Annotated in this window: 13 protein-coding genes and 1 tRNA gene; 13 read left to right on the plus strand and 1 reads right to left on the minus strand. The window is 57.3% G+C overall.

The window, feature by feature from the left end; all coding sequences use genetic code 11:
• Positions 1-3 precede the first annotated feature (3 nt).
• The 4 genes from fdhE to AC1MEA_RS20570 all read left to right on the plus strand — a co-directional run bounded on the left by fdhE (position 4) and on the right by AC1MEA_RS20570 (position 4,544).
• Complete coding sequence (gene fdhE / locus AC1MEA_RS20555; protein ID WP_480417207.1) at positions 4-930, plus strand: formate dehydrogenase accessory protein FdhE; 927 nt, start codon at positions 4-6, stop codon at positions 928-930.
• Positions 931-1,098: 168 nt separating this feature from the next.
• The gene (gene selA, locus AC1MEA_RS20560) at positions 1,099-2,526 is read left to right on the plus strand and encodes an L-seryl-tRNA(Sec) selenium transferase (RefSeq protein ID WP_480417208.1); all 1,428 of its coding nucleotides are present in this window, start codon (positions 1,099-1,101) and stop codon (positions 2,524-2,526) included.
• On the plus strand, positions 2,523-4,442 hold the full coding sequence (selB, locus tag AC1MEA_RS20565) for a selenocysteine-specific translation elongation factor (RefSeq protein ID WP_480417209.1): 1,920 nt from the start codon (positions 2,523-2,525) through the stop codon (positions 4,440-4,442). The genes selA and selB overlap by 4 nt, the downstream gene beginning before the upstream one ends.
• A 6-nt stretch (positions 4,443-4,448) precedes the next feature.
• A tRNA-Sec gene (locus AC1MEA_RS20570) sits at positions 4,449-4,544 on the plus strand.
• A 29-nt stretch (positions 4,545-4,573) separates the two neighbouring features.
• Here the strand turns inward: AC1MEA_RS20570 and AC1MEA_RS20575 are convergent.
• Positions 4,574-5,473 (minus strand): LysR family transcriptional regulator, encoded by a 900-nt coding sequence (locus AC1MEA_RS20575; protein ID WP_480417210.1) that lies wholly within the window; start codon positions 5,471-5,473, stop codon positions 4,574-4,576.
• A 406-nt stretch (positions 5,474-5,879) separates the two neighbouring features.
• On the opposite strand from AC1MEA_RS20575, the gene AC1MEA_RS20580 reads away from it, so the two are divergent.
• From AC1MEA_RS20580 to AC1MEA_RS20620, 9 genes are all read left to right on the plus strand, one after another.
• Positions 5,880-7,538 (plus strand): DUF1302 domain-containing protein, encoded by a 1,659-nt coding sequence (locus AC1MEA_RS20580; RefSeq protein WP_480417211.1) that lies wholly within the window; start codon positions 5,880-5,882, stop codon positions 7,536-7,538.
• Positions 7,539-7,571: 33 nt separating this feature from the next.
• A complete protein-coding gene (locus AC1MEA_RS20585; protein ID WP_480417212.1) occupies positions 7,572-8,927 on the plus strand; it encodes a DUF1329 domain-containing protein in 1,356 nt (451 codons plus the stop codon).
• A gap of 132 nt (positions 8,928-9,059) precedes the next feature.
• Positions 9,060-10,175 (plus strand): WD40/YVTN/BNR-like repeat-containing protein, encoded by a 1,116-nt coding sequence (locus AC1MEA_RS20590; RefSeq protein ID WP_480417213.1) that lies wholly within the window; start codon positions 9,060-9,062, stop codon positions 10,173-10,175.
• A complete protein-coding gene (locus tag AC1MEA_RS20595) occupies positions 10,175-12,574 on the plus strand; it encodes an efflux RND transporter permease subunit (protein WP_449636156.1) in 2,400 nt (799 codons plus the stop codon). Before AC1MEA_RS20590 ends, AC1MEA_RS20595 begins: the two co-directional genes overlap by 1 nt.
• 446 nt (positions 12,575-13,020) lie before the next feature.
• Positions 13,021-14,085: a methyl-accepting chemotaxis protein gene (locus tag AC1MEA_RS20600; RefSeq protein WP_480918180.1), complete on the plus strand. Its 1,065-nt coding sequence runs from the start codon at positions 13,021-13,023 to the stop codon at positions 14,083-14,085.
• 122 nt (positions 14,086-14,207) lie between these two features.
• Positions 14,208-15,905 carry a sigma 54-interacting transcriptional regulator gene (locus tag AC1MEA_RS20605; protein ID WP_480417214.1) on the plus strand — a complete coding sequence of 566 codons (1,698 nt, stop codon included), beginning with the start codon at positions 14,208-14,210 and terminating at the stop codon, positions 15,903-15,905.
• 437 nt (positions 15,906-16,342) lie between these two features.
• Positions 16,343-17,272 (plus strand): catechol 2,3-dioxygenase, encoded by a 930-nt coding sequence (locus tag AC1MEA_RS20610; protein ID WP_219061755.1) that lies wholly within the window; start codon positions 16,343-16,345, stop codon positions 17,270-17,272.
• A gap of 10 nt (positions 17,273-17,282) precedes the next feature.
• The gene (locus AC1MEA_RS20615) at positions 17,283-17,576 is read left to right on the plus strand and encodes a phenol hydroxylase subunit (RefSeq protein WP_480417215.1); all 294 of its coding nucleotides are present in this window, start codon (positions 17,283-17,285) and stop codon (positions 17,574-17,576) included.
• 47 nt (positions 17,577-17,623) lie between these two features.
• Positions 17,624-18,616, plus strand: a complete 993-nt coding sequence (locus AC1MEA_RS20620) for an aromatic/alkene monooxygenase hydroxylase subunit beta (protein WP_449636152.1) — start codon at positions 17,624-17,626, stop codon at positions 18,614-18,616.

Here is an 18,616-nt window from a genome sequence, read left to right on the forward strand (position 1 = left end):
CTTTTGAGCACGATACTTGAGCCCGGACAGATCGAAGCGTCAGCCAGTGCGCCGCCGTTTTTGTACCTGCCACCGCACAATCTGTTCACGTTACGCGCCCAACGTCTGGAGCAGGTGGCCCGTGGGCATCCGCTGGCCGACTATCTGGCGTTGATCGCCACTCTTTGCCGCGTCCAGCAGAGCCTGTTGGATCAACCGCCGTCAGCCACAGCCCCAGACCCCGAGCACGTGCTTTTATGTCAGCAACACGGCTTGCCGCCGCTGGCCGCCGACAGTCTGGTGCGCGAGGACGGTTGGCAGCCGTATCTGGATGCCTTGTTGCTGCGTTATCAGGTACCGCCCCAGCCGCCCGTGCAAAAAGCCATCGCGACCTTGCGCAACGCCAGTGCCGGGCAGCGCAAGGCGTGGGCCATTGCGTTGCTCAGCGGCCAGTTTGAGGGATTGCCCGCAGCGCTGGTACCGTTTCTCGGTGCCGCCTTGCAGGCAGCCTGGAGTCACTGGTTGCTGCACATGCCACCCATGGACCTGAAGCCCTGCGACAGTCTCGGCCAATGCCCGGCCTGCGGTTCGCCAGCCATGGCGGGGGTGATTCGCCACCGAGGCAAGTACAACGGATTGCGCTATCTGGTGTGTGCGTTGTGTGCCTGCGAATGGCATGTGGTGCGGGTCAAATGCATCTACTGCGAACAGAGCAAGGGCCTGAAGTACGTCAGTTTCGAAGATGACCGCCATGCAGCCAACCAGGCGCCACTGCGGGCTGAAATCTGTCCCGGCTGCAACAGTTACCTGAAACTGCTCTACCTGGAAAATGATGCAGAAGCCGAGGCGCTTTCAGCGGACCTGACCAGCCTGACGCTGGACATGCGTCTGGACCTGGACGGCTACCAACGCCAGGCGCCGAACCTGATGCTCGCGCCGGGGGGAGGTTGAACACAGCGGCTACACTCAGATGACCTGTGTGCACGCCCCCTGTAGGAGCTGCCGAAGGCTGCGATCAGTCGTCAGTTCAGTGCTGCTCTTCAGATTTATCGCAGCCTTCGGCAGCTCCTACAAAGACCCTGTGGAGTCAGAAATTCCATGTCGTTCCCGGAGCCCTGAATGCCCAATCCTGCCTCCAGCGCCTTGCGCCTGCCCTCGATCGACAGTCTGCTGCGCAGCCCCGCCTGCCAGCCACTGGCGGAACGGTATGGTCGCGATGCAGTGCTCGCCACCCTGCGGCAATTGCTTGATGACCTGCGCGAACCGGTACAACGGGGTCAACTTGATGCGGTTGAACTCACGGCGCCGGTATTGGTGGGCAGGGCAGGCGAGCGCCTGGCAAGCCAGCACGCCAGTCGGGTGCGACGGGTGTTCAATCTTACCGGTACGGTGCTGCACACCAATCTCGGTAGGGCGCTGTTGCCGGAGGAAGCCATCGAGGCCGTGCAACAAGCTGCGCGCTATCCGCTCAATCTGGAATTCGACCTGGAAACTGGCAAGCGCGGCGACCGCGACGACTTGATTGAAGGCCTGATTCGCGAACTGACCGGCGCGGAAGCGGTGACGGTGGTCAACAACAACGCCGCCGCTGTCTTGCTTGCGCTCAACAGTCTAGGCGCGCGCAAAGAAGGCATTATCTCCCGTGGCGAGCTGATCGAAATCGGCGGCGCATTTCGCATCCCCGACATCATGGCCCGGGCCGGGGTCAAGCTGCATGAAGTGGGCACCACCAACCGCACCCATGCTCGTGACTACGAAGCCGCCATTGGCCCGCGTAGCGGCCTGTTGATGCGCGTGCACACCAGCAATTACGCCATTCAGGGGTTCACCGCTCAGGTGCCCACCGCCGAACTCGCGCAACTGGCCCACCACCACGGCCTGCCATTGCTCGAAGATCTGGGCAGCGGCAGTCTGCTGGACCTGACCCGCTGGGGCCTGCCCGCAGAACCCACGGTGCGTCAGGCGCTGATCGACGGCGCCGATATTGTGACCTTCAGCGGTGACAAGTTGCTGGGCGGCCCCCAGGCCGGATTGATCGTAGGCCGCAAGGACCTGATCGCGCGAATCAAGAAGAACCCGCTCAAGCGTGCGTTGCGGGTGGACAAACTGACCCTGGCCGCCCTTGAAGCGGTACTGGGTTTGTACCGCGACCCCGACCGCCTTGCTGAACGCCTGCCCACCATGCGCCTGCTCACCCGTCCACAGGCCGAAATTTTCGCTCAGGCCGAACGCTTGCGCCCTTTACTGGCGCACGTGTTGGGCGACGACTGGGGTGTCGCGGTGTTGCCAGCGCTGAGCATGATCGGCAGCGGCAGCCAGCCCGTGGCCCGGCTGCCCAGCGCCGCATTGTGCCTGACACCGCACTCGCCTAAACGGCTGCGCGGGCGGTGGTTGCACGGTCTGGAGGCGGCATTGCGGGGCTTGCCCATTCCGGTGCTCGGGCGCATCGGCGACGACGCCCTATGGTTAGACCTGCGCCAGCTGGACGATGAGGCGGCTTGGTTAGCCCAGCTTGACCAACTACAAGCGGAGGGCCGGGCAGGGTGATCGTCGGCACTGCAGGGCACATCGATCACGGCAAGACCGCCTTGCTCAAGGCCCTGACCGGTCAGTCCGGTGACCGCCGCCGGGAAGAGCGCGAGCGTGGCATCACCATCGACCTGGGTTTCATTTACGCAGCGCTGGAGTCCGGGGCAGCGCTTACCGGCTTTATCGACGTACCCGGTCATGAGCGCTTCATCCACAACATGCTCGCCGGTGTCCAGGGCATTGATCTGGTGTTGCTGGTGGTGGCTGCGGATGATGGGGTGATGCCTCAGACACGCGAGCATTTGGCGATCATCGAGCTGCTCGGCATCCCCCGGGTGCTGGTGGCGATCAGTAAGTGCGACCGGGTCGATGCGGCCCGGGTGCAGGCGGCCCAGGTCGAGGTCGAAGCGTTGCTGGCGCCCGGGCCCTATGTTGGCGCGCAGCAGATCGTGTTGTCGAGCCTGACCGGGGAGGGTATCGAGACCCTGCGCCAGGCATTGCTGAAGGCTCAGCGTGACGTTCAGCAGCGCAGTGCCGATGGCGGTTTTCGCCTAGCGATTGATCGCGCTTTTAGCGTTGCCGGGACCGGCATCGTGGTGACCGGGACGGCCCTGGCCGGACAGGTAAAAGTGGGCGACACGCTGCTGCTGGGTGCATCTGGCAAGCCCGTACGGGTGCGTGGTCTGCATGCGCAGAACCGGGCCGCCGTGGAAGGATGGGCCGGGCAACGGTTGGCGTTAAACCTGAGCGCCGAGCGCCTGGCACTGGAGCAGATCCACCGTGGCGACTGGTTGCTGGCCGAGTGGCTGTATGCGCCCACCCAGCGTCTGGACATCGACATGCAACTGCTTGCCAGCGAGACGCGCGCCTTTACACACTTCAGCCCGGTGCACGTACACCTGGGCACTCAAGATGTCACCGGCCGGGTCGCATTACTGGAGGGTGAAAGCCTGGCACCAGGGCACCGAATGTTCGCGCAATTGTTGGTGAATGCGCCATTGCAGGCGGTGAAGGGTGATCATCTGGTCCTGCGTGACCAGAGCGCTCAACGCACCCTTGGCGGGGGGCGGGTGCTCGACCCGTTTGCACCGGCGCGCCAGCGGCGCAGTCCGGCCCGGCTGGCACAGCTGCAAGCCTTGACCGACACCGATACGCTGGAACAGGTTTTGCCGACGCTGCTCGCTAACAGCGAGATTGGCCTCGACCCACAACGCCTTGAGCGCCAGTTCAATCGCCTGCGCGCCACGTGGCAATTGCCGACCGATGTCCTCGTGATTGCCACGCGCCAGGGGCCGCGGTTGTTCAGCGATGCCCATTGGCAGGCCCAGAAAGCCCAGGTGCTGGAGCAACTCGCGCGCTTTCATCAACTGGAACCCGACCAATTGGGGCCGGACCGCGATCGCTTGCGTCGATTCGCAGGCATGCCGCTGGACCGACCGACCTTCATCAGCCTGCTCGACGAATTGTTGGCTGGCGGCGCCATTGCCGCCAGTGGCCCTTGGTTGCATTTACCCGAACACCAGGTGCGTCTGGGCGAAGAAGACGAGGTGCTGTGGCTGCAGCTAAAGCCGCTGTTCGAACAGGCGGGTTTCGACTCGCCCTGGGTCCGCGATCTGGCCAATGCGACTCATCATGACGAAGCGGCCGTGCGCTTACTGCTGTGCAAACTGTCGCGGTTGGGGCAGGTGCATCAAGTGGTACGCGACCTGTTTTACACTGAGGCCACTGTGCGCCGACTGGCAGCTATGCTGTTGCAACTGGCTGCAGATAACCCCGTCATCCCGGCAGCCGCGTTTCGCGATGCAGTGGGCATCGGCCGCAAGCGAAGTATTCAGATTCTCGAGTTTTTCGACCGTATTGGCTTGACCCGACGCCTCGGCGACCAGCGCCGTATCCGCCCGGAAAATGCCCTGGCACAGAGCCCCGGAGACTGACTTCAAGGAAGGCAATCGCGCCCGGTGGCGCGGCCGGGCTTCAAACCCGGTTGGGGACGGCATCCGTTCCCGGGCAGGTTCGACTCCCGCTGCCTTCCGCCATTTCACCCCGCGCAAACGGAGGACTCCGATCAAGGCGCACTTCGTGTGCGAAAATCCCGAACTATCTCTAGAAATGAACTGAGAATCGGCGAACGGTCATCGGTCCGGTAAATACAACTCAAGTCGACTTGGGCGTTATCGGGCTCCTCGCTCAGGGTCCGGTAAACCACGCCCGGCAGAGCAAGCACTGAGGCCGACTCAGGCACCAGACAGACGCCAAAGTTACTTGCCACCAAGGCCACTCCGGTCACGGTATCCCCCACCTCCTGTGCTACCTGTGGGATGAACCCCGCTTTTTCACACATGCTCATGACTTTGTCGACAAAGTTTGGACGCGAACCCGTGGGAAACAAGATCAATGGATGATTGGCCAACCAGTGAAACGGGACGATGGTTTCGCGTGCCAAAGGATGATTTTCGTTGACTGCCAACAATAGCTTTTCCGTGATAACGAGCTCATTGGAAATGTCGGATGACGGCGTGATAAATCGATTGAAGCCCGCGTCGATTCGACGTTGACGCAAGGCTTCAATTTGTTCGTCCTTGTTCATGTTGTGCAAAACAATGTTTACGTCTGGATGGGTGTTGCGGAATGCCAATAGCAACTTGGGGATGGTATCCAGAATGCCCGAGCCAAAGATCCCTATATCGAGTTTGCCCAGCTTCCCCTGACCGGCTCTCTGCGTGCGCTCGGTTGCCTGCTCAACCACGGAGTGAATATTGCGGGCTTCAGCGAGGAACAACTCACCGGCCTGAGTCAGCTCCATGCCGCGTGGTGTGCGAATGAATAACTGTACGCCCAACTCATCTTCCAACTGCTGGATCTGTCGCGTCAGCGGAGGCTGGGAGATGTGTAAGCGGATGGATGCCCGGCGCATATTCAGTTCCTCCGCAACAGCGATGAAGTAGCGAATATGGCGTAGATCCATGTGAGGCAAACCTTTCGGGTGATTGCTCAGTACACGGGAGGCACTGAGGGGAGGCGTTCATGGTATGGGAGTCCCACGCATTCAACTAATAAATTTTGCCACCACCGCGTTGGCCGATTGAGCGCGCTGGAAGAACCATCAAGCGTGCTCCGTCAATGCTCGATCAGCTGATCCTCCTGATGCCCGTGTTTCACCACGGCCCGCACCTGAGTTGGAGACCTTCCACCACGGCAAGCCATAACAAGCATAGAGATACCTAATAGGTATCAGATGGGCAGGTTTTTGGTATTGGACGGTAACCCTCAAGAACAATAGTTTCGTGCACATCGTCTGTCGGTAAGCGCGAAGCAAATGTTCGCGGCGTCAGCACGAAAATTACAAAAACAAAAAAAATCGAGGAGACGATATGGGTAACAATACCTATCAACCAAATGCTTCCTTTCGCTATCGATCAGCCCTGGCACTTGGCGTACTCGCTGGATTGTCGATGAGCAGTGCAACCTATGCATTTCAGATCGATTCCGGTAATCCAGACGTCCAGATGTCATTGGATAACACCGTAAAATACAGCGCTGCATGGCGGGTTCGCAGTGCAAATTCCGATGTCGCTAACAACTCAGCCGGTGTTCAGGCTAACACCAACGATGGTGACCTTAACTTTGACCGCGGGCTTATTTCCAATCGGCTCGATCTACTGTCGGAGTTCGACATCCGCTACAAGCGCAATTTCGGCTTACGCCTCAGTGGCGCAGCCTGGTATGACGATGTCTATAACCAATCCAACGACAACCCGGGCGCGTTCAATGGCGCGTTGGTGAATTCGCGTTCTGTCAGTTACGACCATTTCACTCACGATACCCGGAAACTGCAGGGGCGTGACGCAGAGATGTTGGACTCGTTCGTTTACGGTAGTTTTACCCCTGCGGATATGCAGCTCAACGTCAAGGCCGGTCGTTTTACTCAGCTCTACGGCGAAAGTCTGTTCTTCGGCAGTAACGGTATTGCGGCGGCGCAAACGTCGCTCGACTTGATCAAGGCGCTGTCAGTTCCCAACTCTCAGTTCAAGGAAATTCTCAGGCCGATTGATCAGCTCTCTGGGCAATTGCAGATCAATTCAAGCGTGTCTGTTGGCGCCTATTACCAGTTGGAATGGCGCAAAAGCCGTTTGCCCGCCGCAGGCAGTTACTTCAGTTTTGCCGACTTCATTGATGACGGCGGTGAGTCGCTGATCATGGGGCCGGGGGTATCGTTCTCTCGGGGACATGATATTGATGCCAAAAACTCGGGGCAGGGCGGCGTCCAACTCAAGTTTAGTGCTGGCGATGTGGAATACGGTATTTATGCGGCGCAGTTCCACGACAAGATGCCTCAGTTTTATGTTCACCCCGATACCGGCTCTTACGAGGAGGTCTTCGCCGAGAATATCCGCACGATAGGCGCTAGTTTTAGTACCTTGGTCGGTGAAGCCAACATCGCTGGTGAAGTTTCTTTCCGTAGCAATATGCCGTTGGTAGCCTCCGGGAATACGGTGATCGTGCCCGCCAGCCTGGGCGCAAATGGCGACAGCAGAGCAGCCTTCCCTGTGGGCCGCACTCTGCATGCCAATTTGTCAGCCATTGATGTTTTGGCGGCTACGCCGTTTTGGGATGGCGCCTCCGTTATCGGTGAACTTGCCTTTAACCGACTCTTGAGTGTCACTGAAAATCGAGATCAGTTGGACCCTTCGGCAACGCGTGATGCAAGTGCGCTGCAGTTCATCTTCACGCCCGAATATTTTCAGGTTGCTCCAGGGCTGGATCTGCAGGCTCCGATCGGTGTGAGCTACGGGATTTCTGGCCGATCTGCAGTCAACGGCGTGCTAATGCCCTCAGAGCATGGTGGCAACGTCACCGTTGGGTTGAAAGGTGATTACATGAAAACCTGGCAGACCAGCCTCAACTACACGCATTACTACGGGCCTGCTGGCTCAGTTATCAAGTACGACACCAGCGTACCCGAACTCTCTTACCAGAACTTCCACGGCGACCGTGATTTCATTTCGTTGTCGGTTCAACGCACTTTTTAAGTTCGAATTTTTTCCCGTTTGAGGGGTACCACAATGTATAAGAAAACCGTTTTATGGGCGGCTTTGGTTGCCGGCTTTATAACCACGCAGATGGCACAGGCTGCAGTGAGCGCAGACGAAGCTGCGCACCTTAAAAACAGCCTGACACCGCTCGGCGGAGAGATGTCGGCAAATAAGGACGGCAGTATCCCGGCCTGGAGCGGGATCAAAGCGTTGTCGGCGTCCAGTGAGAAAGTCGGTGATATCCCCGTCAAGTTGTTTGCGGATGAGAAACCACTGGTCAAAGTGACAGCGCAAAACATGGGGTCGTACGCGGATAAATTGTCCGAAGGCACTCAAGCGTTGCTGAAAAAATACCCTGATACTTTTCGCCTGGATGTTTACCCCACTCATCGTACGGCGGCAGCGCCGCAGTATGTCTATGACAACACGATGAAAAACGCCACCCAGTGCAAGGTTCAAGACAATGGCATGTCCTTGCAGGGTTGCTATGGCGGTGTGCCGTTCCCGATTCCAAAATCAGGTGTTGAGGCTATTTGGAACCACCTGTTGCGCGTCGAAAGTGAAGCCACTGAAGTCTCCAATTTCAAAAACATCATTTTGACGTCCGATGGCTCGCGGGCCATGGCGACAATGAATGACCAATCCAACCAATACCCGTACTACTACAAGGACGGTTCGGCAGACAAGTGGAGCGGTGAGTACTTCCTGCAGCGTTTCAGCACCATTGCGCCGCCCTTCAAGGCAGGGGAATCTCTGGTATTTCGCGACAGTACTAACCTCAGTCAGGCACGTCAGGCATGGCAGTACCTGGTCGGCCAGCGTCGTGTGCGCCGAGCACCGACAGTGGCGTATGACACGCCTGACTTCGTGGCGTCAGGTGCGAACTACTTCGATGAAGTCATGGGCTTGATGGGGCATGTCGACCGCTATGACTGGAAGTTGGTGGGTAAGCGGGAGATGTACGTACCTTACAACACCAATGAAGTGGTCACCGCTTCGCTGGATCAGGCCTACGGCAAGCACCATTTGAACCCTGACAAGGTGCGCTGGGAACTGCACCGCGTGTGGGAAGTGGAGGCAACAGTCGCTGCGGGTAAGCGTCATGCGGTGCCCAAGCGTCGTTACTACCTCGACGAAGACTCCTGGATGGTTCTGCTGATGGATGGCTATGACAGTGAAGGCAAGCTGTGGCGTACCACTCAGGTGACGCCGTTCGTGTTGCCATCCGTGCCGATGCTGGAACTCAAGCCTGCGCATGTATTCAACTTGCAGGCCAATACCATGAGCTCATCGCAGTCACTTAACGAGGCCACGTTCCATGTGGTCGGACGCAAGCCCGAGACCTACTTCACCGGCGACTCGGTGGGTGCCGAAGGCGTACGTTAAATCACGCGTTTGCAGTGTCGCCACTGAGCCCCCAGGCCCAGTGGCGACAGTCTCTCCTCATCATTTTTTTGCCTCATTGATGCAGCGCTTGACGCTGGGATCCGGGCAGAAGGATGTATTCGAGTACGTCAGATGCACATGTTGAATGCGCTCAAAAGGTGGATGGCTGTTGCCGTCGCCGCACTTTGTTTTTCCTGCCAGACCAGTCTTTGCGTTGCAGCAGGCCAATCGGTCGTGCCCGATGTGCTCGACCTTCCTGCACAACAGAACACACGGGCACGCCAGGGTTTGTTACTGGCCGTGGCCCAGGCAGGCCAACGTCTGGTTGCTGTTGGCGAGCGCGGCAGCGTACTGCTTTCCGACGACGCGGGGCATTCATGGCGTCAAGCCAAGAGCGTGCCGGTGAGCGTGCTGCTGACCGATGTGGACTTCCCAACGCCAACCCAAGGTTGGGCGGTGGGGCACAGTGGTGTGGTCTTGCACAGCAGCGATGCCGGCGAAACCTGGCAGCGTCAGCTTGACGGCCAGAAAGTCGCGCAGGTGATTCTCGACGATGCCCGTCAACGCGCCGATGCCGGCCAAGAGGGTGCTGCCGCAGAGGTGCGGAGTGCCGGGTTTCTGGTCAGCGATGGTCCGGACAAGCCTTTTTTGAGCGTGCGGTTTAGTGATGAGCAGCATGGGTATGTGGTGGGTGCTTACGGCATAGCGCTGACTACTGCCGATGGCGGCAAAAGCTGGCAGTCGCTGGTTGGACAAATCCCTAACCCGCGCGGCAAACACCTGTATCAGGTGCAGATCGATCATCAACAATTGATGATTGCCGGTGAGCAAGGCGTCTTGTTTCGCTCAATAGATGGTGGCAACCATTTCAGTGAGATCGCCACCCCCTACAAAGGCACCTTCTTTGGTGTGCTGAAACTCGATGGCGATGCGCTGCTGGCCTACGGTCTACGCGGCAATGCCTGGCGCAGTCCGGATCACGGGGCCAGTTGGCAGCGGGTGGCGCCGGAACAATCGGTGACACTTACCGCCGCAAAACGACTCCACGACGGTTCTTTACTGCTTGCTGACGAAAGTGGACGACTGCTTCGCAGTACTGACGACGGCCGCAGTTTTGTGGCTCTCAAAACCCAAACGCAAGCCGGCCTCAGCGGTGTTGTCGAGTCAGCGGAGGGTGCTCTGATCATTTTCGGCGCGCGCGGGTTGTCCCGGATTGAGCCGGGTACATTAGTTTCGGGAGTTCAATAATGAATCATGCGCAGCTTATTCCCTCGGAAGCTGTCATAAGCGACCTGCAGGCGTTCGATAAACAATCAGGAACACTCTGTGAGCGGTTGCTGTTCAATAACCGCATAGTCATCGTTGCACTGTGTTTGTTCATCACGCTGGTGCTGGGTTACCAGGCGCGTGGGTTGTCGCTCAATGCCGCGTTCGAGAAGATGATTCCGACCGGTCATCCCTACATCGTCAACTTCCTGGAGAACCGCAAGCAGCTGTCGGGCATGGGCAACACTCTGCGCATCGCGGTTGAATCTAAAAGCGGCACTATTTTCGATGCTGAGTATCTGGAAACGGTACGCAAGCTCAGCGATGAAGTCTTCCTGCTGCCGGGTGTCGATCGCCCTTACATGAAGTCAGTGTGGGCGCCATCGGTACGGTGGACTGGAGTGACCGAAGAAGGTTTGGACGGCGGCCCGGTTATCCCGGATGACTATGATGGTTCTGCACCAAGCCTTGAGCAGGTGCGAATCAACGTGGAGCGCTCCGGTGAGGTTGGCCAGTTGGTGGCGGCGAACTACAAGTCGAGCATCGTACTGGTTCCCCTTCAGGAAAAAGTATCTGAAACCGGCGAGCGGATTGACTATCACGCACTCTCCCAGCGCGTTGAAGAATTGCGCGCCAAGTACGAGTCGGACAAAGTTGCGATTCACATTACCGGCTTCGCCAAGGTCGTGGGCGACCTGATTGATGGCCTGAGACAGGTTCTGGTTTTCTTTGCCGCCGCCATCGTTATCTGCACCGCGGTACTTTTTTGGTACACCCGCTGCCTGCGTAGCACCTTGTTGGTGGTGTTCTGCTCGATGGTCGCGGTGGTATGGCTGCTGGGTCTTTTACCTACGCTTGGTTACGAGCTGGATCCCTATTCGGTTCTGGTGCCTTTTCTGGTGTTCGCTATTGGCATGAGCCACGGTGCGCAGAAGATGAATGGCATCATGCAGGACGTCGGGCGTGGAACACACCGATGGGTAGCTGCGCGCTATACCTTTCGACGCTTGTTCCTGGCGGGCATGACAGCGTTGCTGGCCGACGCGGTCGGTTTCGCTGTGTTGATGGTAATTGACATCCAGGTGATACGGGATCTGGCCGTTACGGCGAGCATCGGTGTTGCTGTGCTGATTTTCACTAACCTGGTGCTGCTGCCAATCCTGCTTTCTTACACGGGAGTCAGTCCCGCCGCTGCGAAGCGCAGCCTCAAGGCAGAGCTGTTGGAAAGCAACGACACGCAGCACAGGAAGCATCCATTCTGGGCGTTCCTCGACCTGTTTACGCGGCGTTTCTGGGCGACCGTGGCCGTCGCCGTGGGCCTGGCTTTAGGCATCATCGGTCTGATGGTGAGCTCCCATCTGAAAATTGGCGATACCGATCCGGGCGCACCGGAGCTGCGTGCAGATTCGCGCTACAACCTTGATAACGCCTTTATGGTGGACAACTATGCGGCGAGCAGTGATGTGTTCATCATCATGGTCAAGACGCCGCAATACGCGTGTGCTCACTACAGCACGCTGATGGCTGTCGATGCGCTGTCGCGTGAATTGCAGAAACTTCCTGGCGTCGAGGCCATCAGTTCGCTGGCAGGTATTGCCAAGGTGGCTAACGCGGGGATGAACGAAGGCAGTCTCAAATGGTTTGAGGTGCCACGTTCGCAAGACATGCTCAATGCCATCATTACCCGCGCCCCGCGTGAGATGTTCAACCAGAACTGCGATCTGCTCACGGTGTATGCCTACCTTAAGGACCATAAAGCCGACACCTTGACCAGTGTGGTCGGCGTGGTGGAGGAGTTCGCGGCTAAATACGACAGCGATGAGGTCCGTTTTCTCAATGCAGCGGGCAACGCCGGCATAGAGGCCGCCACCAATATAGTGGTGAAAAAAGCCAACGTTCAAATGCTGTTCCTGGTCTACGCAGCGGTGATCGTGCTGGCGTTCATTACCTTTCGCTCATGGCGTGCCGTTGTCTGTGCGGTGGTGCCGCTGATGATTACCTCAGTACTGTGTGAAGCGTTGATGGTGTGGCTGAATATCGGCGTCAAGGTCGCCACTTTGCCAGTGATCGCCCTCGGAGTGGGTATAGGGGTCGACTACGCGCTGTACGTGATGACCGTGACGCTGGCACGGATGAAGGAGGGCATGTCGCTCTCGGAGGCTTACTACAAGGCGTTGATCTTCACCGGCAAGGTGGTGGTGTTAACCGGTATCACCTTGGGGATTGCGGTTGCGACATGGGTCTGGTCGCCGATCAAGTTCCAGGCTGACATGGGTATTTTGCTGGCGTTCATGTTCGTCTGGAACATGCTCGGAGCGCTGATCTTGCTACCTGCGCTCGCCCACTTTCTGTTGAAGCCCAAGCAGGGCGTTGCGATCTGACCGGCGAGAAGGGTGCAATGACTATGAGCACTATATGGAGCGGTCATGGCCGTGATCTGATCAATACGATTTTTCTGGCAACTGGCGCACTGCTTGGAGGGTTTGACATAGGCGGGCTGCATTGGCTTTGGGTCATCTTGACGGCTCTGGTTGCCTGGGTGCTGCTAAGTGGCAGTTCGCGGCGTGAACGAGCGATCGCGGCTGCGCTGAACAATACCCTTGTGATGCTAGCGGACCCTCAGCCAGCGCCGACCAGCATGCAGGATTCGATGGCGCGCTTGCTGGTGGTATTACAAGGCAAGGTCGAGTCGGTTCAGCGCATGAATGTACTGGCCTCGGAGCTGACGATTTCCGCTGGCACACTGGTCTCGGGTTTCACGGAGGCCATTGGCACAGCGGACCGGCAGTCGGAGCTGGCGGTGAACTCAATGGTCGAAGTCCAGGGTATGGCTGAGCGCGCTCGGGCCACGTCGGGCGAAGCCATTGCACTGGCCTCGGCGACTACCGATGCTCGTAATCAGGTATCTGGTGGTGGCGAGCAGGTGCAGCAGGTGGCTGCCGCGATGGTCGATCTGGCCAATGTGGTGACCGGAGTGGGTGAGGAATTTGATGGTGTTCGTCATCAAATTGCACGCATCAGCGAGATCGTTGCCATTATCAGGAGCATCGCAGGGCAGACTAATTTGTTGGCGCTCAATGCCGCTATTGAGGCTGCCCGAGCGGGTGAACAAGGCCGGGGTTTCAGTGTGGTCGCTGATGAAGTCCGCAAGCTGGCGGAGAGCACGGGTGACGCTACACTGGGTGTCGGAGAAATCATCGCTCTGATCGGCGACGGTATTGACCGTCTTGAACAGCGCCTGGCTCAGGCTCGCCAGGAAGCCACAGAGGGCGTGAAGCAAGCCGACGATGCTTGCGGGGTGCTGAGGGGTATTGCAGGCACTGCGCAAAATACCGTTAGCGCAGTGGAGGAGATTGCCCAGCGTGCCAGTGTCGAAGTGCAGAAGACCGGGCAATTGCTGGAAGACTCTGGTGGTGTGGCCCGCTTGGCCAGCGAACTGGATAACCGGGTCAACGACTGCAATGCGGGTTTACGCCAATTGATGTTGGGCCTGGTGGATCTGAAAGTACTGGCGAACAAAATAGATGTCAGTCGTAACTCGCTGGCCTCCATGATCGACGCAATCGAAGAAGTTCGTGCTCACAACATAATGGTTTTGAATGCCCGCGCTACCTCGCAGATGCTGCCGCATATAGAGCGGATACGCTCTCTGGACACAGAAATCGATCATCTGCTTGAGCGTGCGCAATTAGATGACGGGGCAGGGGGTGGCATACGTAAAGCTCATTTCACCCATTTACGGGATGCTTTGAACGGCTATCGCGTGCTTCGTGACGAACTGCTCAATGCGGCCCAAGGCGGAAAGCTGAAACAGATACGTGAGCGCACGACTCCTTTGATCAGAAACGCTTACCTAAAAGTCAAAGAGGCATGTGTCACGTTATCCGCATAAACTAAGACCCATGCAGCGAAAGTCTCAGATCGCACGCACAATAATAAACGCAATCGATCGTGGTGAGTTTTACCGTCTTCAAGATCGACAGGCTCGTGCTTCGTTACGCTTTAGGAATGTTCATGATCGAGCAACCCCTTATCGAACGCTTCAATTTGCGTTCACGGCTGCGCTTCAATATCGAGAGCGGGCAGATCTGGCTCGACGAAAACCGCATGCTGCTACTTCACGCCAAGGCCTTTGGGGCCTTGCGCCAAGAGTTGTTTGAGTCGCTTGGGGCCAGGCGCGCCAAAGGACTTTTGTTTCGCATGGGTTTTGCAGCTGGCCAACATGATGCCGACCTCGCGCAAAAGCTCTATGGCGCAGGTGACGACTATGACGTTTTCAAGATCGGTCCTGAGCTGCACGCGTTTGAAGGACTGGTTCGATCAACAATCACCGAAGCCAAAATAGACTGGGAAAAAGGGACATTTTTCGGCGAAGTGAAATGTGAAAACTCATGGGAAGCTGAATCGCATCTGCAGTTATTCGGCGCTGGCAATGAGGTCGCTTGCTGGCACCTGTCGGGCTATGCATCGGGCTATACCTCTCGATTCTTCAAGCGTTTCATCGTTTTTCGTGAAACCAAATGCGTGTGTTGTGGTGACGCTAACTGCGTACTGGTTGGCAAGCCGGTGGAGGAGTGGGGAGATGACCCGTTCCTCGAACACTGTCTGGAGGCAAAAGATAAGGAAACCTCTTTTGAACAGTTGCAAGAGGAGCTGTGGCAAGTACGTGGTCGTCAGCGCGAACAGCGCCCACCCGGCAAACTGGTGGGAAGCTCCCCTGCGTTTAGTGCCGCTTTCAGTTTGCTCAGCAAGGCAGCCAGCAGTCCTATAACGGTTTTACTCTTGGGTGAAACCGGGGTCGGCAAAGAGGTATTTGCCCAGTGGCTGCACGAAAACAGTGATCGTGCAGATAAGCCGTTTGTAGCCATTAACTGTGCAGCGATTCCCAACGACCTGATCGAATCAGAGCTTTTTGGTGTGCAGAAAGGAGCCTATACCGGCGCGCAGAATTCACGACCCGGCAAGTTCGAGCGAGCCGATGGTGGCACGCTATTCCTTGATGAACTGGGTGAGCTTTCTCCTTCGGCCCAGGTGAAGCTCTTGCGGGTACTGCAAACCGGCGAAGTAGAGCGACTGGGCGATGACAAGCCCCGCAAGGTCAGTGTGCGGCTGGTTGCCGCCACCAACGTCAATCTGCAACAAGCCATTGCTGACGGTCGTTTTCGCGCCGACCTCTACTATCGCCTGGCGACCTATCCATTAGAGATTCCACCCCTGCGCAAGCGCAAATCGGATATTCCGGTGTTGGTCTCGGTGCTTATCGAAAAATACTCACCGCTCTATCACAAGACGATTCATGGTATCAGCGATCTGGCGATGCAAGAGCTGATGGCCTATGACTGGCCGGGCAATGTTCGTGAGCTTGAAAACCTGGTTGAGCGTTCTGTTTTGCTTGCACCCTCCGGGGGGCAAATTGATGTAGAACATCTGTTCCCTGGCATGGGCCCCGTGACTGCGCTCGGTGCCGTTATCGACAAGCAGGGGAAAGTGGGCAATGCGGATGAAGCCCGGAAAGATAAACTTTACGAAAGCTTACTTGATGAGGGCTTCGATCTTCAGGCACATGAAGCCCGTCTTTTGCAGCTCGCTGTTTTGCGGGCCAATGGCAACCTCACCCACGCGGCGCGTCTACTCGGCATAACCCGTCGTCAGTTGGCGTATCGGGTGAAACAGGTGTTGGGTGATATCGAGCAGTCTCCGAATAGCGCCTGACAAAAGCGTACACCTATCAATCCATAGGGGCTCTTTAATCCAGGCATTCCCATGACATGACCGCGAAGGCGGCGAGAATGTCTGTTTATTGAGAAGCCCTATGCCAAACACGTCGTTCGACGTGTTTTTTTTTGCCTATTTAACGGCCGCTCCGGGCTCATTTGCCAAGGGGCGGACATCGTTTTGCTCGGGGCATCGCGTTTTGCTGATGTGCAGCCTTACGTTTTTGTAAGGCGCAAGTGGCGAATGTACAGAAACGTCATCCAACGAAAGATGCTTATTCTTTTGTTTTTCCACATAAAACGAACTAAATCATATAGTTACAGTTGTTGGCATCCTCTATGCATTGTTAGATCGAGACTGTAAGTCCGGCTTGTCGCTAGCCCGAAAGGGCACACGTAGAGCCAACCTCATCTAGCCAATAATGGAGACAACAAATGGCGATGACAGGTGTATTGCGTCCAGGGCATGCCCAGGTGCGCGTGTTGAACCTTGAAGAAGGCATTCACTTTTACCGCAACGTACTGGGCCTGGTGGAAACCGGGCGTGATGACCAGGGGCGCGTGTACTTTAAATGCTGGGACGAGCGTGATCACAACTGCTATGTGATTCGTGAAGCGGATACCGCTGGCATCGATTTCTTTGGCTTCAAGGTGTTGGACAAAGCCACTCTGGAAAAACTTGATGCCGACCTGCAAGCATACGGTTTGGTCACTACCCGCATTCCGGCAGGTGAAATGCTGGAAACCGGCGAGCGCGTGCGCTTCGAGTTGCCATCCGGCCATCTGATCGAGTTGTATGCGGAGAAAACCCGTATAGGTAACGGCATTCCCCAAGTCAACCCGGCTCCGTGGAACGCTCAGCGCGAACATGGCATCGCCCCTATCCAGCTGGATCATTGCTTGCTGTATGGCCCGAATATCGCCGAAGTGAAGAAGATCTTCACCGACGTCCTGGGCTTCTTTCTGGTTGAGCGCGTACTCAGCCCGGATGGCGACAGTGACATGGGCATCTGGTTGTCCTGCTCGCACAAAGTCCATGACATCGCCTTCGTCGAGTATCCGGAGAAGGGCAAGCTGCACCACTGCTCATTCCTCCTCGAGTCGTGGGAGCAGGTGTTGCGTGCCGGCGACATCATGTCGATGAACGAAGTGAACGTTGACATTGGCCCTACCCGTCATGGCGTAACCCGCGGCTGCACCATCTATGCGTGGGACCCCTCCGGCAATCGTTTTGAAACCTTCATGGGCGGCTACCACCCTTACCCGGATTACGAGCCGTTGTCCTGGACCTACGACAACTTCGCCCAGGGCCTCGACTACCCGCAGCGCAAACTGCACGAAACTTTCCTGACTGTAGTGACCTGAGGGCACATCCATGACTGTGCCCGATGAGTCACTGGACATGCAGCCGGCCGACCTGGATACGCAAAAGCGTTTTGTACGGGTTACCGGCAATCGCGGGAGCCGCTTTGTCGAGTTCGACTTCGCCATTGGCGAGCCCGGGTTATTCGTTGAAATGATCCTGACTCATGAAGCATTCGTCGAGTTCTGCGCCACTAACAAGGTGGCGTTGATGCCCACGCCGACTGCGGCTACGGACGAGGACGATGCTTCGGCTGATTGGGATTGGCGACTCGCTGACGCCACACAGGTTCGTTTCAAAAACTAATCGAATTGGGCGTTTCACCTTGGGTGAAACGCTGGTGGGAGATACACATGCATATAGATCTTCGCACGGTCAGCATCCAGCCATTGCGACAGACGTTTGATCACTTGGCCCGCCGTTTTGGCGACAAACCCTCTTCGCGCTATCAGGAAGGCAGCTACGACATCCAGCCCGAGGAAAACTTGCACTACCGGCCGACCTGGGACCCGGAGCAGGAGCTTTACGACGCCAGCATCACCAAGATCGTGATGCGCGACTGGTACGCCCTGAAAGACCCGCGTCAGTTTTACTACAGCACCTACACGCTGGCGCGCGCGCGTCAGCAAGAAAACACCGAAGCGAACTTCAACTTCGTCGAAACCCGCGGCCTGGCCGACATGCTTTCAGACGATCTGCGCAGCTCCGCGCTCAATCTGCTGGTGCCGCTGCGTCACGCTGCCTGGGGCGCCAATCTCAACAACACCTTTATCTGCGGTTACGGCTACAGCACGGTGTTTACCCAACCCTGTATGTACCACGCGATGGATAACCTGGGTTCGGCTCAATACCTGTCGCGTATTGGCCTGTTGCTAGGTGGCACCGAAGCCCTTGAAGAGGGCAAGGTCGCCTGGATGGAGGGGGACGCCTGGCAAGCACTGCGTCGTTATACCGAGGACTGCATGGCGGTACGCGATCCGTTCGAGCTGTTTGTCGCGCAAAACGTGGCTCTGGATGGCTTGCTCTATCCGCTGGTGTACGGGCGCATCGTGGATGACCGGTTCGCGGCCAATGGCGGCTCGGCAGTGGCCATGCTCACGCAATTCATGAGCGACTGGTTTGAGGAGACCCGCAAATGGGTCGATGCGGTCATGAAGGTAGCGGCCGCTGAGTCCGAGCAAAACCGCGAGCAGTTGCAGGCCTGGACAACCGTTTGGCGTGATCGCGCCGCCGCAGCCTTGCTGCCGGTGATTGAGCAGGTTTTTGCGGACCAGGCCGATGAGGTCATGGCTGAACAATTGATCGCCTTCAAGGCTCGCCTTGAAAAAACCGGCGTTGTGGTCTGA

The organism is Pseudomonas sp. ASL8 (assembly GCF_056680355.1).

Bases quoted from the DNA above. Each gene is read 5' to 3' on its own strand.
- selA (WP_480417208.1), top strand. From the start codon at position 1,099: ATGCCCAATCCTGCCTCCAGCGCCTTGCGCCTGCCCTCGATCGACAGT.
- AC1MEA_RS20575 (WP_480417210.1), bottom strand. From the start codon at position 5,473: ATGGATCTACGCCATATTCGCTACTTCATCGCTGTTGCGGAGGAACTG.
- AC1MEA_RS20580 (WP_480417211.1), top strand. From the start codon at position 5,880: ATGGGTAACAATACCTATCAACCAAATGCTTCCTTTCGCTATCGATCA.
- AC1MEA_RS20585 (WP_480417212.1), top strand. From the start codon at position 7,572: ATGTATAAGAAAACCGTTTTATGGGCGGCTTTGGTTGCCGGCTTTATA.
- AC1MEA_RS20590 (WP_480417213.1), top strand. From the start codon at position 9,060: ATGCACATGTTGAATGCGCTCAAAAGGTGGATGGCTGTTGCCGTCGCC.
- AC1MEA_RS20595 (WP_449636156.1), top strand. From the start codon at position 10,175: ATGAATCATGCGCAGCTTATTCCCTCGGAAGCTGTCATAAGCGACCTG.
- AC1MEA_RS20600 (WP_480918180.1), top strand. From the start codon at position 13,021: ATGGCTGAGCGCGCTCGGGCCACGTCGGGCGAAGCCATTGCACTGGCC.
- AC1MEA_RS20605 (WP_480417214.1), top strand. From the start codon at position 14,208: ATGATCGAGCAACCCCTTATCGAACGCTTCAATTTGCGTTCACGGCTG.
- AC1MEA_RS20610 (WP_219061755.1), top strand. From the start codon at position 16,343: ATGGCGATGACAGGTGTATTGCGTCCAGGGCATGCCCAGGTGCGCGTG.
- AC1MEA_RS20615 (WP_480417215.1), top strand. From the start codon at position 17,283: ATGACTGTGCCCGATGAGTCACTGGACATGCAGCCGGCCGACCTGGAT.
- AC1MEA_RS20620 (WP_449636152.1), top strand. From the start codon at position 17,624: ATGCATATAGATCTTCGCACGGTCAGCATCCAGCCATTGCGACAGACG.